The 21241-nt window shown below is 72.5% G+C and carries 18 protein-coding genes; 12 read left to right on the top strand and 6 right to left on the bottom strand.

Annotated elements, in window-relative coordinates; all coding sequences use genetic code 11:
* Positions 1-786 precede the first annotated feature (786 nt).
* On the top strand, positions 787-1245 hold the full coding sequence (locus tag ABD335_RS07090) for a PaaI family thioesterase (RefSeq protein WP_425583560.1): 459 nt from the start codon (positions 787-789) through the stop codon (positions 1243-1245).
* Positions 1242-2210: an MBL fold metallo-hydrolase gene (locus tag ABD335_RS07085; protein WP_344321233.1), complete on the top strand. Its 969-nt coding sequence runs from the start codon at positions 1242-1244 to the stop codon at positions 2208-2210. Before ABD335_RS07090 ends, ABD335_RS07085 begins: the two co-directional genes overlap by 4 nt.
* Before the next feature lie 344 nt (positions 2211-2554).
* Here ABD335_RS07085 and ABD335_RS07080 read toward each other — a convergent pair whose 3' ends face one another.
* A complete protein-coding gene (locus tag ABD335_RS07080; RefSeq protein WP_344321232.1) occupies positions 2555-2989 on the bottom strand; it encodes a DUF6223 family protein in 435 nt (144 codons plus the stop codon).
* Positions 2990-3208: 219 nt separating this feature from the next.
* Between ABD335_RS07080 and ABD335_RS07075 the strand changes: the two genes are divergently transcribed.
* Positions 3209-4336: a sensor histidine kinase gene (locus ABD335_RS07075; protein ID WP_344321231.1), complete on the top strand. Its 1128-nt coding sequence runs from the start codon at positions 3209-3211 to the stop codon at positions 4334-4336.
* A complete protein-coding gene (locus ABD335_RS07070; RefSeq protein ID WP_344321230.1) occupies positions 4333-4995 on the top strand; it encodes a response regulator in 663 nt (220 codons plus the stop codon). Before ABD335_RS07075 ends, ABD335_RS07070 begins: the two co-directional genes overlap by 4 nt.
* 79 nt (positions 4996-5074) lie before the next feature.
* On the opposite strand, the gene ABD335_RS07065 is transcribed toward ABD335_RS07070, so the two are convergent.
* Complete coding sequence (locus tag ABD335_RS07065) at positions 5075-6322, bottom strand: AAA family ATPase (RefSeq protein WP_344321229.1); 1248 nt, start codon at positions 6320-6322, stop codon at positions 5075-5077.
* A 721-nt stretch (positions 6323-7043) separates the two neighbouring features.
* Here ABD335_RS07065 and ABD335_RS07060 point away from each other — a divergent pair.
* On the top strand, positions 7044-8234 hold the full coding sequence (locus tag ABD335_RS07060) for an NAD(P)/FAD-dependent oxidoreductase (RefSeq protein ID WP_344321228.1): 1191 nt from the start codon (positions 7044-7046) through the stop codon (positions 8232-8234).
* Positions 8235-8245: 11 nt separating this feature from the next.
* On the top strand, positions 8246-9187 hold the full coding sequence (locus ABD335_RS07055; protein WP_344321227.1) for a sigma-70 family RNA polymerase sigma factor: 942 nt from the start codon (positions 8246-8248) through the stop codon (positions 9185-9187).
* 493 nt (positions 9188-9680) lie between these two features.
* Here the strand turns inward: ABD335_RS07055 and ABD335_RS07050 are convergent, their stop codons facing one another.
* Positions 9681-10523, bottom strand: coding sequence for an alpha/beta fold hydrolase (locus tag ABD335_RS07050; protein ID WP_344321226.1), 843 nt, complete (start codon positions 10521-10523; stop codon positions 9681-9683).
* Between the two features lie 4 nt (positions 10524-10527).
* Positions 10528-11145 (bottom strand): dihydrofolate reductase family protein, encoded by a 618-nt coding sequence (locus tag ABD335_RS07045; RefSeq protein ID WP_344321225.1) that lies wholly within the window; start codon positions 11143-11145, stop codon positions 10528-10530.
* Between the two features lie 277 nt (positions 11146-11422).
* Here ABD335_RS07045 and ABD335_RS07040 point away from each other — a divergent pair, with 277 nt between their 5' ends.
* Positions 11423-12499 carry a phosphotransferase family protein gene (locus tag ABD335_RS07040; RefSeq protein ID WP_344321224.1) on the top strand — a complete coding sequence of 359 codons (1077 nt, stop codon included), beginning with the start codon at positions 11423-11425 and terminating at the stop codon, positions 12497-12499.
* Positions 12500-12606: 107 nt separating this feature from the next.
* Here ABD335_RS07040 and ABD335_RS07035 read toward each other — a convergent pair whose 3' ends face one another.
* Positions 12607-13014 carry a hypothetical protein gene (locus ABD335_RS07035; RefSeq protein ID WP_344321223.1) on the bottom strand — a complete coding sequence of 136 codons (408 nt, stop codon included), beginning with the start codon at positions 13012-13014 and terminating at the stop codon, positions 12607-12609.
* Between the two features lie 264 nt (positions 13015-13278).
* On the opposite strand from ABD335_RS07035, the gene ABD335_RS07030 reads away from it, so the two are divergent.
* From ABD335_RS07030 to ABD335_RS07015, 4 genes are all read left to right on the top strand, one after another.
* A complete protein-coding gene (locus ABD335_RS07030) occupies positions 13279-15984 on the top strand; it encodes an AAA family ATPase (RefSeq protein ID WP_344321222.1) in 2706 nt (901 codons plus the stop codon).
* A gap of 3 nt (positions 15985-15987) precedes the next feature.
* Entirely contained in the window at positions 15988-16866 is an 879-nt protein-coding gene (locus ABD335_RS07025; RefSeq protein WP_344321221.1) for an alpha/beta hydrolase, read from the top strand.
* Between the two features lie 322 nt (positions 16867-17188).
* Complete coding sequence (locus ABD335_RS07020) at positions 17189-18427, top strand: PP2C family protein-serine/threonine phosphatase (protein WP_344321220.1); 1239 nt, start codon at positions 17189-17191, stop codon at positions 18425-18427.
* Positions 18428-18657: 230 nt separating this feature from the next.
* Positions 18658-19479: an APH(3'') family aminoglycoside O-phosphotransferase gene (locus ABD335_RS07015; protein ID WP_344321219.1), complete on the top strand. Its 822-nt coding sequence runs from the start codon at positions 18658-18660 to the stop codon at positions 19477-19479.
* A 121-nt stretch (positions 19480-19600) separates the two neighbouring features.
* Here the strand turns inward: ABD335_RS07015 and uppS are convergent, their stop codons facing one another.
* Complete coding sequence (gene uppS, locus ABD335_RS07010; RefSeq protein ID WP_344321218.1) at positions 19601-20410, bottom strand: polyprenyl diphosphate synthase; 810 nt, start codon at positions 20408-20410, stop codon at positions 19601-19603.
* Between the two features lie 253 nt (positions 20411-20663).
* Here uppS and ABD335_RS07005 point away from each other — a divergent pair, with 253 nt between their 5' ends.
* On the top strand, positions 20664-21161 hold the full coding sequence (locus tag ABD335_RS07005; protein ID WP_344321217.1) for a phosphatase PAP2 family protein: 498 nt from the start codon (positions 20664-20666) through the stop codon (positions 21159-21161).
* Positions 21162-21241 lie beyond the last annotated feature (80 nt).

The raw sequence follows: 21241 nt of genomic DNA, 5'->3' as shown, positions 1-21241 counted from the left end.
GGTTCCACCGGTATCACGCTCTGTGTCGGCATCGGGTTCGCTCCCGCCCTGGACGGTACCGACCCGTTCCTCGTCAGTAGCTTCCTGGCCGTCGCCGGACTCGCCGCGGCCGGGTTCGTCGCCTGGCGGATCTCCACGCCGGCCGCGACGGTGGAGGAAACGCTCGGGTAGCCCCGGACAGGGCCGCGCCCGTCCGGCGGTCCGGCCGGGCGCGGCCCTGAACAGGCCCACGATCACCACCGGCCGATGCAGGAGGTCACGTGCCCGTCCCGCCCTCGTCCCTCACCGACCCCTACGGGAGCGGTTCCACGCGTTGCTCCCGCGCCGCCAGATCGTCCATCCGCTGGGCTGTCATCGACCCCGCGTCCCGGACAGGGTGGTCATTGCCGCGGAGTCTTCGAAGCCCTGCACCAGAAAGCGCGCGGGTTCGTGGCCGGCTCGCCGACCGTGCTCATGGCGCCGACCGTCACCGGGGCCGGCCACCTGCTGTACTTCTCGCTGTTCCCACGGTTCCTCGCCCCTGCCGCGGGCCGGCCGGTCGCCGCGCAGACCGGGCTGCTCAGCACACTGCGCCTCACCGCCTGCGCCGTCGTCCCCCCGCCGTCGGCGTTCTCGCGCGCACCGTGCCCAAGACCCGACCCTCGGCCGCCCGGGCGGCATCCCGGGCCTCCGGTGCCATGATGATCGTCATCGGCGGGTTCCTGCCGGTGGAACGTCCGGCCGGCTGACGAACCCGCCCTCGCCCCCGTACGCACACCATGACGCCCGTCGAAGGAGAGACCGTACGTGGAAGACCCGATACACCAGGAACAGGCAAGCCCCGCGGTCCACAAGCGCATCCAGGACAGCTTCGACCGCCAGGGGTTGATGCGTCACCTCGGCGCCCGGATAACGCACATCGCGCCGGGCCGCGTGCACATCGTCCTCCCGTCCCGTCCCGAGGTGACCCAGCAGCACGGCTACGTCCACGCCGGCGCCACCAGCGCCGTCGCCGACAGCGCCGGCGGCTACGCGGCGCTCACCCTGTTCCCCGAGGACTCCGAGGTCCTCACCGTCGAATACAAGATCAACCTGCTCGCGCCCGCCGTCGGCGACCACATCGAGGCGATCGGGACCGTCCTGAAGTCCGGACGGACGCTGACCGTCTGCCGGTTGGAGGTGTACGGCGTCCAGGCGGGCGGCGAACGCAAGCTCGTCGCCAACGGCCAGCAGACCCTGATCCGCGTGAACAGGCCCGCCCCGTGAGCCCGCACCCCTCGTTGCCGTCCTGGGTCATGTGGTGGCAGCGGCCCTTCCCCGACGCCAACACGCTCCTCCTGCACGGACGGCAACCGGCACTGGTCGACAGCGGGTTCGTCGGCCACGCCGAGGAGACCGCCGCCTGGGCCCACGCGCACGCGGGAACGATCGACCTGGTCGTGAACACTCACTGGCACTCCGACCACGTCGGCGCCAACGCCCTCCTCCAGGCGAGGGGAGCCGGTATCGCGGCCGGAGCCCCGGAGGCCGAGGCCATCACCCGCCGGGACCCCGGCTGCTGCGCCGCCGAATACCTCGACCAGCCCGTCGCCCCGTACACCGTCGACATCGCCCTCGACGACGGCCAGGTCCTCCGGCTCGGCGACGCCGACTGGGAGGTCGTCCGCACCCCCGGGCACACCCCCGGGCATCTGGCGCTGTGGCAGCCGGAGGAGCGGCTGCTCGTGGTCGGGGACGCGCTGTCGGACTATGACGTCGGCTGGGTGAACCTCGCCCTCGACGGCCCCGACGCGGCCACGACGGCGCTCGCCTCCCTGGAGCGGATGGCCGACCTCGACCCGAGTCTGATCCTGCCCTCCCACGGCCCCGTGCCCGCCGACCCCGCGGCCGCGTTCGCCGCCGCCCTGCGTCGCGCCCGGCGCCTGGTCGACGACCCGGGCGGGGCGGTCTGGTACGGGGCCCGGCGGATCTTCGCGTTCGCCTTGATGATCCGGGGCGGGATACCGGCCGACGAGGTCGAGCCGTACCTCCACGCCCGGGCCTGGCTGACCGACGCCGCCCGGCTCCTGGACCTGCCCCCCGAGGCGCTCGCCCACGAGCTGGTCACCACCATGCTGAGCAGCGGTGCCATCGTCCTGCGCGACGGTCGCCTGCACGCCGCCGCGGACCACACGCCGACCGCACCCGAGTCGCTGCGGGTGCCGTACCCGCGCGCCTGGCCGCCCGCGTAGTCGGGAGGGGCCGGAGCCGCTCAGGCGCGTTCACGGTCCGACGAGCACGGGCGGTGGGCCGTTTCGCTCACCGCCCATGGCCGCTCCGGCGGCCCGTTCGACCTGTGCTTCGGACCGTGGGCTTCCGGCGCCTGGGGTGGGTGAGGACCTGGAGATGGCCGCGCGGAGCGGTGCGCATCTCGGCGATGGCTTCGTACCCGAGAACGGACCGCACCTGTGCACCGGTTCGGGAGGCGGCGAGCGTCCGTCGGCGAGTCGGAAGGTTCACGAGTTGCGACACCGGTACTCGGCGGCATCCGATCGACCTCCGGACAGGCCCGAACGCGCGCTCGCCTCCACTGCGGTCAGCCGATGCGACAGGAGCGGGCCAGGGCCAGCCCACCGAGACCCATGCTGATCAACCCCACCAGCATGGCCACGTAGGCCCCGCCCAGCCCGTTGCCCGTGCCGAGTCCACCGTCGGCGGTGGCCGCGACCAGCCCGCCGAGGGCCATGCTGATCAGCCCCGCCGCCATGGCCACCATGGCCCCGAGCGGCCCGTTGGCCGTGCCGAGACGGCCAGCGGGGCGGGCCAGCGCCAATCCGGCGACGACCACGCCGGCCAGCCCCGCCAGCGTGCCCGTGGTGGCCCCGAGTCGCCCGAGACCGAGGTCGTGGAAACCGGCGGCAACCGGCTGGACCGAGGCGTGCGCGGCCGCCGGTGCGGCAAGACCGAGAACTCCGAGCAGGGCGGCGAGCAGGGCGGCCGCGGCGGCGGCAAGCAGGCGACGAACGGACATCACGGTGCTCCTTCTCTTCCTACGACTGGACGTCGCCTGATCATGTCCGTCGGGCCCACCTCCGGTCGTCCAGCGGACGCAGGCACTTCGCCCTGCCGCCGATGGCGCATCCGGCTACCGCGGACGCTGCGGGAACGGCGAGAGGTACTGCGGGCGCGGTAGTGGCCGCTCGTCCGCGAGCAGGACTCGCCCGCGGCGGCATCCGGCCAGGGTGCGCGCATGAGCAGAGGACGGTTCGGTGTTCGCGCCGGTGTCGGAGACTGGGCGATCGCCGTCGGCGTGGCGGCGGCGCTGCCGGCCACCGGGCTGTCCAGGCAGCACTCCGCCACGAACCTCGACCTGCTCGGCTACGCGTTGCTCACGGTCGGCGGCCTGGCGCTGGCCGCGCGCCGCCGGGCTCCGGTTCCCGTCCTGGCCGTCACCGGGCTGTGCGCGGTGGGGTACCAGGCGGCCGGTTTCGACCTCCCTGCCGTCGCGTACCTGTTCGCGGTGTACGCGGCCGTACGGGCGGGACACCGCACCGTCACGGTGGCCGCGTCCGTGACCATGCTCGCCGCCCTCCCCCTCGCGGCCCTGGCCTCGGGCCTGCACGACACGGGAGAGGCGTTCGCGCAGGCCCGAGGCGCCCTCGAGCTGGCATGGCTGATCGCCGCCGGGGCCGCGGGGGAAGCGCTGCGGCAGGCCGAGCGACGGGCGGACGAAGCCGAGCGCACCCGGGAGGAGACCGCGCGGCGCCGCGCCGACGAGGAGCGGCTGCACATCGCGCGGGAGCTGCACGATGCGCTCACCCATCAGATCTCGGTCATCAAGGTGCAGTCCGAAGCCGCCGTCCACGTGGCCCGCAAGCGGGGGGAACAGGTGCCGGAGGCTCTGCTGGCGATTCGGGAGGCCGGGCGTGAGGCGGCCCGGGAGCTGCGCGCGACGCTGGAGGCGCTGCGCGACGACGACACCACCCCGCCGCACGGGCTCGACCACATCCCGGAACTGGTGGAGCGGGCCGGCAAGACCGGCCCGGAGGCGACGCTGACGATCAGGGGACAGCGGCGCGACGTGCCGGCCGCGGTGGGCCGGACCGCCTACCGGATCGTTCAGGAGTCGCTGACCAACATCGCCCGTCACGCCGCCGCCACTACGGCGTCCGTCCGCATCGACCACCGGCCGGACGCCCTCGCCCTGCGAGTCGACGACGACGGCAGGGCCACGCCGGACACCGCGCCGAAGCCCGGCATCGGGCTGCTCGGGATGCGCGAACGCGTCACCGCCCTCGGCGGCCGGCTGCGGGCAGCACCGCGCGGCGAGGGCGGCTTCACCGTCCAGGCCGAACTCCCCCTGGACCGGACGCCGTGATCCGTGTCCTGCTGGTCGACGACCAGCCGCTCATTCGCAGCGGATTCCGCGCACTTCTCGATCTCGAAGACGACATCGACGTGGTGGCCGAGGCCGCCGAAGGCGGCGAGGGCTTGGAGCTCGCCAAAGAGCACCTCCCCGACATCGCGCTCATCGACATCCGGATGCCGGTCGTCGACGGCATCGAGGCGACCCGGCGCATCGCCGCGGACCCGGCCCTGGCCCGGGTGCACGTCGTCATCCTGACCAACCACGGCTTGGACGAATACGTCTTCGACGCGCTGCACGCCGGCGCCGCCGGATTCCTGGTCAAAGACATCGTGCCGGAGGACTTCCTGCACGCCGTGCGCGTCGCCGCGCGCGGCGACGCCCTGCTGGCACCGTCGATCACCCGCAAGCTCATCAACCGGTACGTCACCCAGCCGCTCCCCACCGGCACCGGCACGGGGCTGGAGGAGCTGACCGGCCGCGAGCGCGAGGCCGTTGCCCTGGTCGCGCAGGGCCTGTCCAACGACGAGATCGCGGGCCGCATGGTGATCAGCCCGCTGACCGCGAAAACCCACATCAACCGGGCCATGACCAAACTCCGTGCCCGTGACCGGGCCCAACTCGTGGTCTTCGCCTACGAGTCCGGCCTGGTGACCCCGCGCAACTCCTGACATCCACGGTCCGGGTGCCTGCCTGTCCGCAGGTGATCCTCTTGCCGGGTCCCCCGGCCATGCCGCCGAGGAGCAACAGTCATGCGGTGGGGTCCGGATCCGGCCAGCCCGTCCGGGCACAGACGGCATCAACGGTCTCTTCGACGGTGAGCCCGTCGGTGACGACCTGTAGATCGCCGAGCCCGGCACGCTCCATCGCGTCGGCATCCGCTGTGGCCCGGGCCGCGACACGCAGCAGGTGCGCCGCGGGACGGCCCCTCAACGGGTCGCCCGGCTGCAGCCAACTGCCGCCGTGTCCGCGGAGCATGACACGCCGCGTCAGCTCTTCGCCGCCGGCATGGAGGCGGCACACCGTGGTGGCTGCGGCGGGCAGCGCCTCGGCGTACCTGTCGAGCGCGGACTGGTTCTCAACCGGGCCGACCACGGTCAGACGCCGGGCCCCGACCGCGCGGTAGTTCTGCCACACGGCCGCCAGGATGCGGGCTTTGAGCCGGTGATCACTCGGATCGTCGGCCGGGGCGGGAGCGCAGAAGCCGAGCTGGTCGAGGTCGACGTAGGCCGAGGTGAACCCGGCGTGCAAGGCCCGCAGATGGAGCGGGAAGCCGACGGTCGATTTGCCGACACCGGTCGCGCCGCACAGCCACAGGATCCGCTCATCGGCGGCCGCGGTCCCGTGGCTGTCCGACTGTCGTCCGGCGCAACAGGGCCCGCTCATGCCAAAGGACGCACTCGTGTCTTGGGAGGAGTGTGACCGGGCCGTCCCGGACGGCCCGTGTGCCGTGCCGGCTTCGGGAAGGGTCGGCCAGGGATCGAGCTGTTCGCGCAGGAGCCGTACGACCGCGGTCACGGCGTGTCCGGTGGTGTCGATGCACCCATCGGCGAAGCCGCTCGTGTCCAGGGCGTCGGCCTCCTTCAGCGCCGCGGCCATCTCGTCGGTCCGGATGCCGCGGCCCAGGAAGCGCCGCCGAAGTTCTTCCCGGTCGGCGCGGAGCCGCCACACCGTCAGCGCGGCCTGTGGCAGCAGCTCGGCGGATACGCCTCTGCTCGCATCGACGACACCGGAGACGATGACACACCGGGCTCCGGCCGCCCGGAAGGCTGTCACCACCGCGCCGAGGTTCTCGGTCTTCAGCCGGTGTCGTCCCGGATCCGCAGCGGGCTCGGGATAGCAGATGCCGAGCTGATCGATGTCGACGTACCCGGCTTCGACTCCGTCCTGCACGAACCGGGAGTACAGCTGCCACGCGACCGTCGTCTTGCCGACTCCCGGCGGGCCGCACAACCACAGCACGGGGATCGGAGCACCGCCCAGCGGGGCCCGGCTCACCGGCCATCCACCTCGTCCAGGCGGACACACGTGGGGGTCGTGGGAGCGGACACGAATTCGGAGCTGCAGGTCACAAGAGAAAGCGTGACGATGGACCTGCTCCGTGTCGACCGAAATATCCACACCGGCGCCGCCCCGCCTGGTATCGGTACCGCCGCGACCCCGCATCGGCCCCCTCCCCTCGGGGCCCGGACCAGCGAGCGGTGGCGTGCATACCGGACCGGAACCCTCGCCACCTGACGCATCGAGCTGCGGGAAGACGCCGGCACGGTGTGGTCGGTGCCCGACCCGACGTTCGAGGAGAACCCCGCCGCGACGCGCGTCTGCTCCGCCGTGCACGGGACGCTGTGCGCGCCCCGGACGGCGGTCGCGCAGGGGCGGCCGGGCGGCAACAGCGGAGCGACGCGTTCCCACAGATCGTCGGGCACAAGGTCGTCCGACCCCTGCGGCGCTCTGCCACCCCAACGACCAGCTGCCAAGCGCCTGCACCGAGTTCGTTCCGAAAGATCAGCCGGGTGACGGTGTGACGCCGATCGATGGTCGGCCATCTCGATCCGTGGTTGGCCGGCGCCCCGTTTCGACTGCCCACGGCAGGCTCAAGCGCCTGTCGGAGACTCGACCGCTCACCTCAGGCCGAGTGACCCGTGTCACATCCGGTTCCTGTCAGCGATCGGGGCGCCGTCTCGTTCAAGGGGCACGCGAACGAGACAGGAGCAACGCCATGAAGCACCGCATCGTCGTACTCGGCGCCGGATACGCCGGGGCCTTCGCCGCCGGAAACCTGGCCCGCCGGCTCTCTCCCGCCGACACCGAGATCACCGTCGTCAACGCCGAGCCCGTCTTCGTCGAGCGGATGCGGCTCCACCAACTCGCGGCCGGCCAGGCTCTGACGTTCCGCGAGCTCGCCGACGTGTTCGCCGGTACCGAGGTGCGCCTGCGCCTGGCGCGCGTCACCGGTGTCGACCCCGAACGCAGGACCGTCGCCGTGGCCGGCGAGGACGGCGCCGACGAGCTCGTGTACGACACCCTTCTCTACGCGCTCGGCAGCTCCGTGGCCCACCATGGCGTCCCCGGCACAGCCGAGTACGCCTTCGATGTGACCGGCCTGTCCTCGGCGCTGCGTCTGCGCGAGCGCCTGGCCGGTCTGGGCGAGGGCGGCACCGTGCTGATCGTCGGTGAGGGGCTGACCGGCATCGAGGCCGCCACCGAGTTCGCCGAGTCCCGGCCCGACCTCTCGGTCGCACTCGCCGCCCGCGGCGAGCTGGGCGCCTGGCTCTCCCCGAAGGCCCGCCGCCACCTGCGCCAGGCCTTCAACCGGCTCGGCATCACCGTCCACGAGCACACCGGCATCGAAGCCGTCGAACCGACACGGGCGATCGCCGCCGACGGTACGTCCATTCCGGCCGACGTGACCGTGTGGTCTGCCGGGTTCGCCGTCCACCCCATCGCGGCCGCCGGCGGCCTGGAAGTCGCCGGGACCGGCCAGATCGTCGTCGACCGCACCATGCGCTCGGTCTCGCACCCCGACGTCTACGCCGCCGGTGACTGCGCCTACGCGATCGGCGAGAACGGCCGGCCGCTGCCGATGTCCTGCGCCACGGCCGGCTTCACCAACATGCAGGCGACCGCCGCGATCATCGCACGCCTGACGGGCAGCGAGGTTCCGACCACCGCGCTGAAGTACCACGGCAACCACATCAGCCTCGGGCGGCGGGACGCGATCTTCCAGATGGTCGACGGGGACGCCCGGTCGAAGTCCTGGTACCTGGGCGGCCGGATCGCCGCGCGGCTCAAGACAGGCGTGCTCACAACGGCCGGGTGGGGCATCGCCCACCCGACCTTCGGCATGCCGAAGCGCAAGCGCCGCCTGGCCGCCACGCCCGATCAGGCCGGCGTGAGGGTCGCCGCGTAGGTTGTTCCGCCATGGACAGCGCAGCCATCGATCAGTTCGAGGCCGGCCGGGGCCGGCTGGCCTCGCTCGCTTACCGTCTGCTCGGCTCGGCCACCGACGCCGAGGACGCCGTGCAGGACACGTTCCTGCGCTGGCAGGCCGCAGAGCGCGAACGGATCGAGACGCCGGAAGCGTGGCTGACCAAGGTCATCACCAACCTCTGCCTCGACCGGCTCCGCTCGGCCCAGGCGCGCCACGAACGCGCGGCCGGCGCCTGGCTGCCCGAGCCGCTCCTCAAGGGCGACCCGATGCTCGACCCGGCCGACACCTTCGAGCAGCGCGAATCGGTGTCCTTGGCCGTACTGACCCTCATGGAGCGCCTCTCACCGGTCGAGCGGGCCGTCTACGTCCTGCGCGAGGCCTTCTCGTACAGCCATGCCGAGATCGCCGGGATCCTCGACATCACCGAGTCCGCGAGCCAGCAGCATGCCCACCGCGCCCGGATCCGGGTCGCCGCCGAGCGCCGCCGCGGCAACGAGGAGGTGGACCCCGCGTCCGCACGCCGGGTCGTCGAGGAGTTCCTCGCCGCCGCCGTGTCGGGACGCACCGAACGGCTGGTGGCGCTGCTCACCGACGACGTAACGGCGATCTCGGACGGCGCCGGACTGGGCAAGCGGCTGCTGCGGTACAAGACGCGCGAGCGCGTCGCCTCCTACGTGCGGGCCGGCTTCAAGCCCACGCCGGCGAAGCGGCGGCTGGCCGGCGGCTCGCCCGCGTTCCACATCGCGCTGGTCAACGGCTCCCCGGCCGTCCTCGCCGTGGTCGAGGACCGGGTCGTGGGCACCGTGGTGTTCGAAGTCGACGGCGGCAAGGTCGCGTCCCTGCACGGCATCGCCGCCGCGGACCGGCTCGCGCGCCTCAACGAGGCTTGGCGGCGGCACGAACCCGACGCGCCGGTCGTCGACGCATGGTGACCAGGGCCACCGGAATCCAGTGACCTGAGTGGGAGCGAGAACAACACCCCTTCGGCCCCGCACTGCACAGCAGCGCGGGGCCGACGCACGTCGTCTCCCGAATCGGCCCTGGCCACCCGGTACGCCATGGTCAAGCCGTTCCTCGCGCCGCTGGGCGAGTCGAAGGCGCTGAGCGCGGCGGCTGCGAGCGGCCTTGGGGCCTGGCACGCTGTGGCGCGTTCCGAGCAGCCGCGCCGTGCGGTGAGACCAACGGACACCCGCAAGGCCCTCGGATGACCACACCCGCGGCCGCGCAACCAGCCGCGAACACCGCGGCGAAGACCGGCGGGCAGCGAAGGTGATCGTCGTCCAGCAGAAGGGCGGCACCGGAAGTCCACGATCGCGGTGGACACCGTCGCCTGCGCGGCACGGGCGGGCGCGGGCGCGAGGCCGTGCCGGGCCTTCGACGCCCACTGCCGCGCGGATGCCATACCCGCGCGGCACGCGCCGTCCTCTACCCGAGCGCGAGCATCGCCTCGGCGACCTCGCCGACCGCCGCATCAGGAATCGCAGTGGCGGCCGCCTCGAGGACGAGCAGCCGCGCCCCCGGGATCTCGCGTGCGATCGCCTCGCCGTTTCCGACGGGGAAGAACCGGTCGTGGCGGCCGTGGACGACGAGCGTGGGGACCTCGATCTCGGGCAGGCGCTCGCGCCAGCGGGGTTTGCAGTCGAGCCTGGAGAACACCATGCCCATCTGATTGGCCATCTGGACCGGCGGTGCGGTGCCGGGCGTGCGGTCCCAGACGCGCGCGGCGATCGCGCGCGCGGCGGCGGGGTCGTCGCCGAGGATCTCCGCGCCGCCGGCGGCGAACTCCGCCACCGCCTCGCGGTCGGTCCAGTCGGGCAACGGACGGGCGAACAGTCGGCTCATCGTCGCCTGGTCATGGTCGGGGAGGTCGTCGTCGGGCGGGCCGGGCGCAACAGCGCGGGTGCCGGCCAGGGTGAGCGCCGAGAACGCGCCCGGATGGTCGAGCGCGGCCACCTGGGCGACCATCCCGCCGACGCCGATTCCCGCGAGGTGCGCGGGCCCGCCGCCGAGCGCGTCGACAAGGGCCGCCGCGTCGGCGGCGAGGTCGCGCAGGGTGTAGGCGGGCGCCTCCGGGTCCGCCGTCGTCGACTCCCCGCTGTCGCGCAGGTCGTAGCGCACCACACGGCGCCCGCCGGCGGCGAGGCGCTCGCAGAGCGCGTCGGGCCAGGAGAGCATCGTCGTCCCGCCCGCGAGCAGGACGAGTGGTGCGTCGTCGTCACCGAACGACTCGATGCCCGAGGTGATCTCGTTGACGTTGACGGTGGTCATCGGATCACCGGAGGACGTCGTAGGTCAGGTGCGTCGCGGTCGATGTCGCGGTCACGCTCCGCTGCACCAGCGTGTGCGGCGCTCCGCCGGTGAACAGGGGCGTCCCGGCGCCCAGCACGACGGGCGCGAGGTGCAGCGTCAGCGCGTCGACCAGCCCGGCGTCGAGCGCCGAGCCGATCGTGGCGCCGCCGCCCATGAGGACGACGTCGAGGTCCTTGCCGCTGTCCGACGACGCCGCCTCGGCGCGCCGGCGCGCGGCGGTGACGGCGTCGGGCAGACCGGTGGTGACGAACGTCCAGTCGAGGTCGGTGAGCCGCACTGACTCCGGCGGCGAGCTCGTCACGACCACGAACGCGGGCCTGCCGACCTCGCCGGCGCCGTAGCCGGAGGTGTCGTCCCAGCCGTTCGGCCCGTCGACCACGTCGAAGAGTCGGCGGCCGAGGACGACGGCGCCCGAGCGGGCGGTGGCCTCGCGCAGGACCCGGCGGTCGTCGGGGTCCTCGGAGAACGCCCAGGTGTGCAGGGCCTCGCCGCCGGTGCCCAGACCGTTGTCCGGGCCGGGGTCGGGCCCGGTGACGAAGCCGTCGAGGGAGACCGAGATGTCGGCGATGATGCGAGTCATGCCAGGGCAGACCCGATCCACCGCCCGAACTCATCGCTCCCGCGTGAAACGTGTGCCGGATGCTCCCGGATCACCGGGACCGGCTCGCCGAGAAGCACCGGCGCCGGGACGACGCCAAGCGCCGCCGGACCCTCGAAGCCGTGTCCCGACCGGGCCGCATGCCTGTCGGCGCCGCACCTGCGGACTGACACGAGGGGAGGCGGGGCGAAGGTCGTGCGTCACGAGACAACCGGGTCCGCTCCCCCGAGTGCGGGCCGGGTGACTAGCGTCCTGGGGTATGACGGAGATGGTGGCTGCGGGCGCGCAGGCGGCTCGATCGGCGCAGGAAACGGCGAGCCCGTACGCGGTGGTCGAGCACGGGCGGCGGGAGGACCGGACGGAGACCGAAGCCTTGTCGGGGATCGTGCACGAGGCATTGGGGGCGGGGTTTCGTGTTGTCGGGGTGGACCGGTTGCGAGGCGGGAGCAAGAAGGGGGTCCACCGGGTTCACGTGGACGGACCGCGTGCTGCGAGTGTGATCGTCTACAGCTGGGCCGAGGCCGAGAACTTCTGGCCGGCTGCGGACGACATCGACGAAGCCCACCCGTTCGCCCCCGCCTCCGGGCTGGTCCCCTTTCTGGCCGCTCAGCGGAGGCTGGACCGTATCGGGGTCCGGGTTCCGGAAGTCCTCCTGGCCGACGACAGTCGACGCCGCTTCCCGGCGGACATGGCGGTGGTCGAGGACGTTGCCGGCGGCACTCTGGAAGCGCTTTGGGACACGGCTCCCGCACGTGCGGCGGATGCCTTGAGCGAGCTGGCAGCGATGCTCGACGTGATGCACCGGCGGCACAGTCGGCAGTACGGCAGGCTGGACGTGCTCGAACGGGGCGACAAAGCGAGTGGCGTTTCGTGCGAGCAGCTGGTGCTCGAGCGTGCCCTCGGGGATCTCGGGGAGGCGGCGGAACGCGACCCCGGGATCGGGTCGGCCGCGGCCGCCTTGCACGATCGCCTGCAGCAGTTGGCCGCACGGGTGGCCCCGCGCAGGGAACACCGACTGATCCACGGCGAACTCGGGCCCGACCACGTCCTGGTCGATGCCTCCGGGCACCCCGTCCTCATCGACATCGAGGGCCTGATGTTTTTCGATGTCGAGTGGGAGCACGTCTTCCTTCGGCTTCGCTTCGGCGAGCGCTACCCGGCGTTGTCACAGCCCGGACTCGATCCGGCACGGCTCGACCTCTTCATGCTCGCGATGCGCCTCTCGCTGGTGGCCGGTCCCCTGCGCCTCCTCGACGGCGACTTCCCACACCGCGCACTGATGCGGGGAATCGCCGAACACAACGCGAGGGAAGCGCTGGCCTTGCTGGTGGAGTAGCACCGCGCCGGCCACATACGTCTCGCTCCTGCCGCTGCCCGTCTCGACGGCCGGCCGGCCTGACGGGCGTCTGGTCGTCCCGCGTTCGCGAACTCGAGGTGGCCTGTTCATCGCCGCCGTGACTTTCCGTCACCACCGAATGCGAGGCGGAGCCGAACGGTTCGACGGCACAGCGGGGTTGCGTCGCTCACCGGACGGACAGCCGCTATGTGATCAAGGAGTGGTGGGAAGATGCTGTTCTCGATCCCCGAGTCCGGTTGGTGGCTGATCGCGCTCGCGGCGACGGCGTTCTTCATGATCGGTATGCAGGCGCTGACCAACAGCACGAAGCTCCCGGACGAACCACGAAGCGTGTGGGAACAGCAGAGCAGGCGGAGGAAGCGGGCGTTCCACCTCGTGCCCCCTGTGTTCGCCGCCGCCGTCCTGGCAATCAACCTGCTGAGGAGGTCGGGTTCCGTGGCCACGGCCCGCGGGCGGGCTCGCGACTCGTCGCGTTCGCGCTCCAGCGCGTTCATGCGGGCGGCCGTTTCCGCATCGGTCTCGGCAGGCGCCGGCCCGGCGGCCACCGCGGCGTGCGGGGCGGCCCAAGCCGTCCCGCGTTCCGGTTGCTCTTCGGATTCGACCGTGCCGAGGGCGGAGGCTTCACGCCACAAGGCACGAGTCCGGCGTCGGCGGTCCGGGCCGCCCGTGCGGGCCGCTTCCGGTCTTGCTCCGGGAGAGAGCCGTTCGTGGGAAGCGACTCCATGAGGGCGGGACAGCGCGAAGGTCTCCTACAGTGGGTGCTCGTGCTATACGGCAGATCCGCGGAAATCAGCGCACTCGACGAGGTGATCGCGCGGGCCCGCGACGGCTTCGGCGGTGCGGTGGTGTTGCGGGGCGAGGCAGGCGTGGGCAAGACGGCCCTGCTCGACGCGGCGGCCGTGCGGGGCGGTGTGATGCGCGTGCTACGGACCACCGGCGTCGAGGCCGAGTCCGATCTCGCGTTCGCAACGCTGCACCAGGTGCTGTGGCCGGTGACCGGCTCGCTCGACGCGCTGCCCGAACCGCAGCGCGACGCTGTGCGCGCGGCGCTGGGGCTCGCCGCGGGCACTGCCGGCGATCGGTACCTGCTGGGCGCCGGCGTGCTCTCGCTGCTGGTCGAAGCCGCCGCGCCGGACGCGCTGATCTGCGTGGTCGACGACTTCCAGTGGGTCGACCGGGCCTCGGCCGACGCACTGCTGTTCGCCGCCAGGCGGCTGGGGACGGAAAAGATCGCGATGTTGTTCGCCGTGCGCGGGGACGCTCCGGTCAAGGGTGTGCCCCTGACGGTGGAGGTGCGTGGCCTGCCCGGAGCCGCAGCGGCCGAGATGCTGGAGTCCCGCTGTGGTGTGCGGCCCGGTGTGGCGCGGGAACTCGTCACGCTGACCCGCGCGAACCCGCTCGCCCTGGGCGAGATCGCCGCCCGTCTGACGCCCGCGCAGCTCGCCGGACGCGAACCGCTGCCCGACCCGCTTCCCGGTGGTGCCCGGCTGTTCGGCGATCGGGTGGCCGCGTTGTCCGCCTCCGCCCGGCTGCTCGCTCTGGTCGCCGCCGTGGAGGCCGACCTCGATCTGGTCCTGCGCGCCGGCGACCGGTTGTCCGCCGAGCGGACGGTACGGCCCGGGGAGAACGCGGGAGCCTGGACCGGACGGATGGCACTGGCCGAGCTGGAGGAGTCCGGGCTGGCCGAGCTCTCGGGCACGCGTGTGCACTTCCGCCATCCGCTCGTCCGGTCGGCGGTGTACGAGGCGGCCGCCCCCGCCGAGATCCGCCGGGTGCATGCCGTACTGGCGGAGTTCACCGAGGGTGACCGTCGCGCCTGGCACCTGGCCGGAGCCGCCCTGGGGCAGGACGAGCGGGTCGCCGCCGAGCTGGTGGCCGCCGCGGGGCGGGCGCGCGACCGCGGTGGGTACGGCACCGCCGCCACCGCCCTGGCCCGGGCCGCCGAGCTGACCCCCGAGCCGCACGCCCGTGCCGCACGCCTGAAGGACGCCGCCGTCGCGGCCTGGCTCGGTGGCCGCCCGGGGCAGGCGGAGTCGCTGCTGGCCGAGGCCCGCGACCATGCCGGCGCGGATGCCGGCCTCGCCCTGGAGATCGCCCGGCTCCGAGGCCGGTTCGAGCTGAACTCCGGCAACGCCGCCGAGGCCGTGCGGATCCTGGCGGCGGGCGACGGCCTGGACATGCTGGCCGATGCCGCGGAGGCCGCCTCGTACGTCGGCGACACGGCGGCCATCATCGAGCTCGGGCGGAGGGCGGCAGCGCACCCCGAGGGATTCCTGCGGGACACGGTGGCCGGGATCGGCCTGACGCTGGACGGCGACGCTGCCGGGCCGGGCCTGCTGCGGCGGGCGCTGGCGCGGGTCGGCGAGCTGAGGGAGGCGGCGGAGTACCTGTGGGCGGCGGCCGCGGCCGGCCAACTGGGCGAGTCGGACCTGGCGACCGAGATGGTCGATCGGGCCGGCCGGGTGGCCAAGGTGTCGGGGATGACCGGGCAGCTGCCGGTCGTGCTGGAGTTCGTGGCGACGGCCGAGCGCATCGCCGGGCGGCTGGCGAGCAGCCAGGCCGTCTCCGAGAAGGGCCTGGAGCTGGCCCGCGAGGCCGGCTATGAGAACACCGTGGCCGCGCACCTGGCCAACCTGGCGGTGCTGGCGGCGCTGCGAGGCGAGGAGGAGAGCTGCGAACGGCAGGCCCGCGAGGCGCTGGCCATCGCCGTACCGCATCGGGTGGGTCTGCGGGCGGGGGTCGCCGCGTACGCGCCGGCGCTGCTCGACCTGTGCCTGGGGCGCTACGCGACGGCGCACGACCGTTTCACGGCCATCGCCGCGGCGGGGCCGGGTGTCGGGCATCCCACCGTGGTGTGGCGGACGGCGCCGGATCGCGTCGAGGCCGCGGTGGGCGCGGGCGACGAGGCGGGTGCGCGGGCGTCGCTGGAGGCGTACGAACGGTGGTCGGTGCACGCCGCGACGCCCGAGTCGCGTGCCCTGCTGGCCCGTTGCCGGGGCCTGGCCGAGTCGTCCGAGGACGCCTTCGGCGAGGCGTTGCGGCTGCACACCAACCCGTTCGAGGCGGCCAGGACGGCTCTGCTGCTGGGTGAGCGCCTGCGCCGCGCGAAGCGGCCGGGCGAGGCGCGGGCGCATCTGCGGATGGCGTGGGAGACGTTCGAGCGGGCGGGCGCGCGGCCGTGGGCGAGGCGCGCGCAGGGTGAGCTGCGGGCGGCGGGCGAGAGCGGGCAGGCCCCGCCCTCGGCCGTGCTCGACGCGCTGACCCCGCAGGAGCTGCGCATCGCGGGCATGGTCGCCGACGGGTTGTCGAGCAAGCAGATCGCTGCCCAGCTCTTCCTGAGCCCGCGCACGGTCGAGTACCACCTGTACAAGATCTACCCGAAGCTGGGCATCGGCTCCCGCACGGAACTGGCGCGACTAGTAGTTCTACGGAAGGCGCCCGTAGCGGAGGCGGACATGCTCTGAGGCATGCATGACGTGGACATCTGGAGTGAAGAATTCGGCGCCGTGACGGACGCGCCGATCCTGTTGATCATGGGGTCGATGTCACAGGGCGTCCTGTGGCCGGACGAGTTCGTCGGCCGCCTTGTCGCCGGAGGCCGCCGGGTGATCCGGTACGACCACCGTGACACCGGCATGTCGGGCACTGTCGACTTCGCGGCGGAGCCGTACACGTGGGACGACATCAAGAACGACGTGTACCGCGTGCTGGACGCCCACGGCCTGGAGAGCGCGCACCTGGTCGGCCACTCGGCGGGCGGGCTGCTCGGCCAGTTCGTCGCGGTGGAGCGGCCGGAGCGGGTGCGCTCGCTGACCGTCATCGGCTCCTCACCGCTCGGCGGCGGCGAAGGTCGGGTGATCATGCGGGCTCTGACGGGGCAGCCGCAGCCCGAGGGGAGCCTGCCCGAGCCGGCGCCGGAGTTCACGGCCTTCTACCGTGCGCTGATGGCCGCCCCACCGCCGGAGGACCGGCGGGCCCGGATCGACGGCATGATCGCCGAACAGCGCGTGCTGCACGGCACCGGGCTGCCCTTCGACGAGGACGCGGCGCGTCGGCTGCAGGAACGGATCCACGACCGGGCCCGCGACCTGTCGGCGGTGGTCAACCACCGGCTGGCCGCAGCGGCCACGCCGGACTTCGAGCCGGTGGACGTGTTGCACCGGCTGAAGGCGCCCACGCTGGTCATCGAGGGCAGCCACGAGCCGGCCAAGCCGGGCCACGGCGCGATCATCGCCGAGCGGATCCCGGATGCGCGGCTGATGATCGTGGCGGGCATGGGGCACACGCTACCGCCGGAGGTGCACGAGGAACTGGCCACCGCCATCCTCGCGCATACGGCCGGGTGACGTCCGCCCGGGCGGCGCCCTCCGCCCCCGCCCACCCCGGCAACCGCACCGCATGCTCGGCCGTCGCGCCGGCCACCGGCGCCCCCGTCCGGCACACCATCTCCGCGGTCCGGTCCGCCTCCGCCGGGCGCTCCGGCACCGCCCGCCGGTGGCCTTGCCGGCCCCCCGTCCGCCCTTCTCCCCCGGACCGGTTTCCTCCGCCCGGCGCCTCCGGCCGATACCGCTGGTGGCGCAATCGGAGTTTCGGCTCGTTCGACCTGGTCAAACTGTGCTCGTTGATTACGGTCGTATCTGCCGACACCGGACCACAGGAGGTGCGGCCATGGAGAGCAGTGGACGACAGCCCGGCAAGGAAGCGACGGACCCCTTCGAAGGGCGGGAGGAACAGCTGCTGGGGGTGCTGCTGGACCGAGCGTACGAACTGCCGCCACATCTGGTCGCCCCGCTGGTCGCGGAAGAGGTCGCCAGGATCGGCGGCCGGCAGGTGTCGCTCCTGCTGCAGGACTACGACCAACTGCTGCTGGTGCCGCTGCCGGGGAGGCGGTTGGCCGTCGGTGATTCGGAGCCGATCGGCGACTCCCCGGCCGGTACCGCCTTCCTGCAGCAGACTCCGGTCACGGTGGCACAGGAAGACGGCGTCCGCGTCTATCTGCCGATGATCGACGGCAGTGACCAGGTGGGCGTGCTCGCCCTCACCATGGACCGCGTCGATGACCGTGTCCTGCGACTGCTGCGCAGGCTCGCCACCCTGGTCGCCGACATGGTGGTGACCAAGGACGGGTACACCGACCTGTTCCACCTGGCCCGTCGCCGCGAGCCGATGAGCATCGCCGGGGAGATCCAGTGGGCCCTGCTGCCGCCCCTGGCGCTGTCCGTTCCGCAGGCCGCGCTGGCCGGCATCCTGGAGCCCGCCTACGACGTGGCCGGCGACAGCTTCGACTACGCCCTCAACGAGGACATCCTGCACGTGGCCATGATCGATGCCATGGGTCACGGCCTGGACGCCGCGACCATGGCGAGTGTCGCCATCGGCGCCTACCGGCACGCCCGGCGCGCCTACGTCGGCCTGACCGAGATCTACGCGCTCATGGACCGGGCCATCAACGACCAGTTCGGGCCCGACCACTTCGTCACCGCCCAGATGCTGAGCCTGGACATCACCACGGGTCGTCTGCAGTGGGTCAACGCCGGCCACCCCCCACCGCTGCTGATCCGCGACCACCAGGTCGTCCAGCACCTGCACAGCCCCACCACTCTGCCCGTCGGCCTCGGCGGCTACACCCCCCAGGTCAGCGAGAAGATCCTGCGGCGCGGCGATCGGATCCTGTGCTTCACCGACGGCCTGCTCGAAGAGCACGCACCCGGCGGCGAGCCATTCGGGGAACAACGGTTCATCGCCTGGGTCAACCGCATCGAGCGCACCGAGACGGGCGTGCGCGCGGTGGTGCGCTCCTTGTCGCACGCGCTGAAACAGGCACGCGGACGGACCACGGACGACGCCACCCTGTTGCTGATCGAGTGGCGTGGAGGCACCGCCGATCACCTCGCCACCTTGAAGTGAGGCCGGCGCACCCCGAACGCCTTCGGCACCGAGGCGGCAAGCCCCGTTCGGCCCGGTCAGGCAAGGGGAACGCCGCGCCTCACCGACCCCAGGCCGCACGGAGCGCGGCCCGAACGAGTCCCGTACCCTCTTCCGCTCGATGACGCCCGGCCCGCCTCACGCCTTGCCGCACGCCGGGTACGCGGCAGGGACGGGAATCCCGCGGCTCCGGGCCGGCTAGAGTGGCCGCTATGAGCGATCATCCCGAACTTCAGGCCGTATCGCCGGTGCTGCTCGGCGTGGCCGGCGGTGAGTGGCTGCCTGTCACCACGGGCGAGTCGGGAGCAGCCGTCTTTCGCGATGCAGCCGCCACCCGGTATGCCAAGTGCGTACCCGCCGCGGAGGCAGCCGGCCTGAAGGCCGAGCGCGACCGGGTCGCATGGCTGAGCGGTCAGGGCGTACCGGGCCCCCGGGTGCTCGACTGGTACTCCGGTGACGCGGGTGCCTGCCTGGTGACCAGTGCCGTCTTCGGCGTCCCCGCCGATCAGGTGCCCGCCGCGGACCTGCGGGTCGCCTGGGAGCGCATCGCGGATGCGGTCCGTCGGCTGCACGAGGTGCCCGTGTCGGAGTGCCCGTTCCGCCGGGGCTTGGACGCCATGGTCGCCGTGGCGCGCGACGTCGTGGCCCGTGATGCCGTGAATCCGGAGTTCCTCCCCGTCGAGCAGCAGCACACGCCCGCCGCGGAACTGCTGGCCCGCCTCACCCCGCAGGTCCCGCGGCGACGGGAGCAGGAGGTCGCCGACACGGTCGTCTGTCACGGGGATCTGTGCCTGCCCAACATCATCCTGGACCCGCGGACCCTGGACGTGTCGGGCTTCATCGACCTGGGCCGCCTCGGGTTGGCCGACCGCTACGCCGACCTGGCACTGCTGTTCGCCAACGCACGAGAGACATGGCTGGACGAGGAGCGGGCGCGGGCCGCGGACGTGGCGTTCGCCGAGAGGTACGGCATCGCCCTGGACCACGACCGCCTGCGCTTCTACCTCCATCTCGACCCGCTCACCTGGGGCTGATCGGTTCGTATGGATCATCGGGCGGACCAGAGGAAGACGCCTGCGGTGTGGTCCCGATGTGGAGCCGGGCGACCGCCGATCCGGGCAGCCGGACGTGCTGGTTTCGTGGAGTGGGTGGGCTTCAGCCACCGGCGGCAATGGCGCCGAAGCGCCGCCGGCGTCGGCCGAAGTCGTCGATCAGGTGACGTAGTTCCTCGCCGGTGAAGTCAGGCCACAGAGTGTCGACGAAGAAGATCTCGGCGTAGGCGGCGCGCCACAGCATGAAGTTGGAGATGCGGTGCTCACCGGAGGTGCGGATGAGCATGTCGATGTCGGGGACTTCCGGATGGGGCAGGTGCCGAGTGAACACCTGCTCGTCGATGGCGCCGGGATCCAGCGTTCCGCTGACCGCTGCGGAAGCCAGTGCGGCGGCGGTCTGGGATATTTCCGCGCGACCTCCGTGGTTGCAGCAGAACGCCACGGTCATCGACTGATTGGAGCGCGTCTCGGCCTCCGCGCGGCGCAGGGCTTCCACGAGGCGGCCGGGCAGCCGGTCCTCCGCTCCGAGCCACCGAAAGCGCACACCTCGGTCGGCGTACCGGCGGAACGAGTGCGCGGTGCGCCTGGCGAGCCGCTGCAGGTTCCGCAGTTCCTCCTGGGGACGGTTCCAGTTCTCCGTGGAGAAGACGAACAGCGACACGTACTCGATGCCTTCCTCCAGCAACGTGTCGAGTACGGGGAACAGCGCGCGTACCCCTGCTTCGTGGCCGCTGGCTCTGGGCAGTCCTCGGGCGGCGGCCCAGCGGCCGTTGCCGTCCAGGATGAGTGCCACGTGCCGCGGGCGGGCCGGCGAGGGTGTTCGGGACCGCTCGCCGTTGCCCTGTCCGGCGCGCTCGGGAACGAGCCGCGGACGAGGCACCCCCTGCGGTAGCGGCCATTTCCAGGTGATCACCGGCGTTCTCCTCTCGTCCGTGCCGTGGTCGCGGTGTCTGACGACAGGACGTCGCTCGGGTTACGACCTCATCGGTAAGTTCATCCGAAGTGATGACTGGTCGTTTTATGAGGCAAGCGTGACAACCTCGGAGGCCTCCGCTCGTTCACCGGTCATGGCGACGATCACCACTGCCGGTCCCGCGGACCGGCTCGCGCGGCACCTGGCCATTCTCTTCTGCCCCCCTGTGCTACCCGTCGCGGCTGGTTGTGCGGTGAGTTGGCATGCCACGTGGCCGAGCCCGGCCGGACTGGTGTGGGGGCTGACCGCGGTGGCGTGCGGGGCACTGGGCGTGGCCGTGATCGTCTTCGGCGTGCGGCGGGGCTGGTGGCCGGATGTGCACCTGAGCCGCCGTGACGACCGGAGATGGCCGTTGGTGTGCGCCACGCTCGGTGCCGCGGGGGTCTGGCTGCTGTGCCGGCACCTGGGGGCGCCGCGCGAACTCCTGGCCCCGGCCGCGATGGCGCCGGTCGGCGGTGCCGCCGTGGCGCTGTGCACCTGCTTCGGGAAGATCTCGCTGCACGCAGGTGCCGCCGCGGGCAGCATCACGCTGCTCGTCGTGCGACTGAACCCGTGGTGCGCTCTTCTCTATCCCCTCGTCGCGCTCATCGCCTGGTCCCGAGTGCGGCTGGGGGCGCACACCTGGCTTCAGGTGTGCGCGGGCACCGCACTCGGGACGGTTCTGACGGCGGGGGTCATGCTCGCGGTGTGAGCCCATGGAACGGAACGAGTCCACCCTCACCAGCCACCACCGGCTGGGCCGCCGCGTGATCCATCCCTTGACCGTACGCA

The organism is Streptomyces macrosporus (assembly GCF_039533145.1).
GTDB classification, from domain to species: domain Bacteria; phylum Actinomycetota; class Actinomycetes; order Streptomycetales; family Streptomycetaceae; genus Streptomyces; species Streptomyces macrosporus.
Note: the sequence above shows the minus strand (reverse complement) of the source record. Positions and strands in the feature narration are given on the sequence as shown.

Excerpts from the sequence above, each read along its gene's own strand:
- ABD335_RS07080 (WP_344321232.1), bottom strand. The coding sequence starts at position 2,989 with ATGTCCGTTCGTCGCCTGCTTGCCGCCGCCGCGGCCGCCCTGCTCGCC.
- ABD335_RS07075 (WP_344321231.1), top strand. The coding sequence starts at position 3,209 with ATGAGCAGAGGACGGTTCGGTGTTCGCGCCGGTGTCGGAGACTGGGCG.
- ABD335_RS07060 (WP_344321228.1), top strand. The coding sequence starts at position 7,044 with ATGAAGCACCGCATCGTCGTACTCGGCGCCGGATACGCCGGGGCCTTC.
- ABD335_RS07055 (WP_344321227.1), top strand. The coding sequence starts at position 8,246 with ATGGACAGCGCAGCCATCGATCAGTTCGAGGCCGGCCGGGGCCGGCTG.
- ABD335_RS07050 (WP_344321226.1), bottom strand. The coding sequence starts at position 10,523 with ATGACCACCGTCAACGTCAACGAGATCACCTCGGGCATCGAGTCGTTC.
- ABD335_RS07045 (WP_344321225.1), bottom strand. The coding sequence starts at position 11,145 with ATGACTCGCATCATCGCCGACATCTCGGTCTCCCTCGACGGCTTCGTC.
- ABD335_RS07040 (WP_344321224.1), top strand. The coding sequence starts at position 11,423 with ATGACGGAGATGGTGGCTGCGGGCGCGCAGGCGGCTCGATCGGCGCAG.
- ABD335_RS07035 (WP_344321223.1), bottom strand. The coding sequence starts at position 13,014 with ATGAACGCGCTGGAGCGCGAACGCGACGAGTCGCGAGCCCGCCCGCGG.
- ABD335_RS07025 (WP_344321221.1), top strand. The coding sequence starts at position 15,988 with ATGCATGACGTGGACATCTGGAGTGAAGAATTCGGCGCCGTGACGGAC.
- ABD335_RS07020 (WP_344321220.1), top strand. The coding sequence starts at position 17,189 with ATGGAGAGCAGTGGACGACAGCCCGGCAAGGAAGCGACGGACCCCTTC.
- ABD335_RS07015 (WP_344321219.1), top strand. The coding sequence starts at position 18,658 with ATGAGCGATCATCCCGAACTTCAGGCCGTATCGCCGGTGCTGCTCGGC.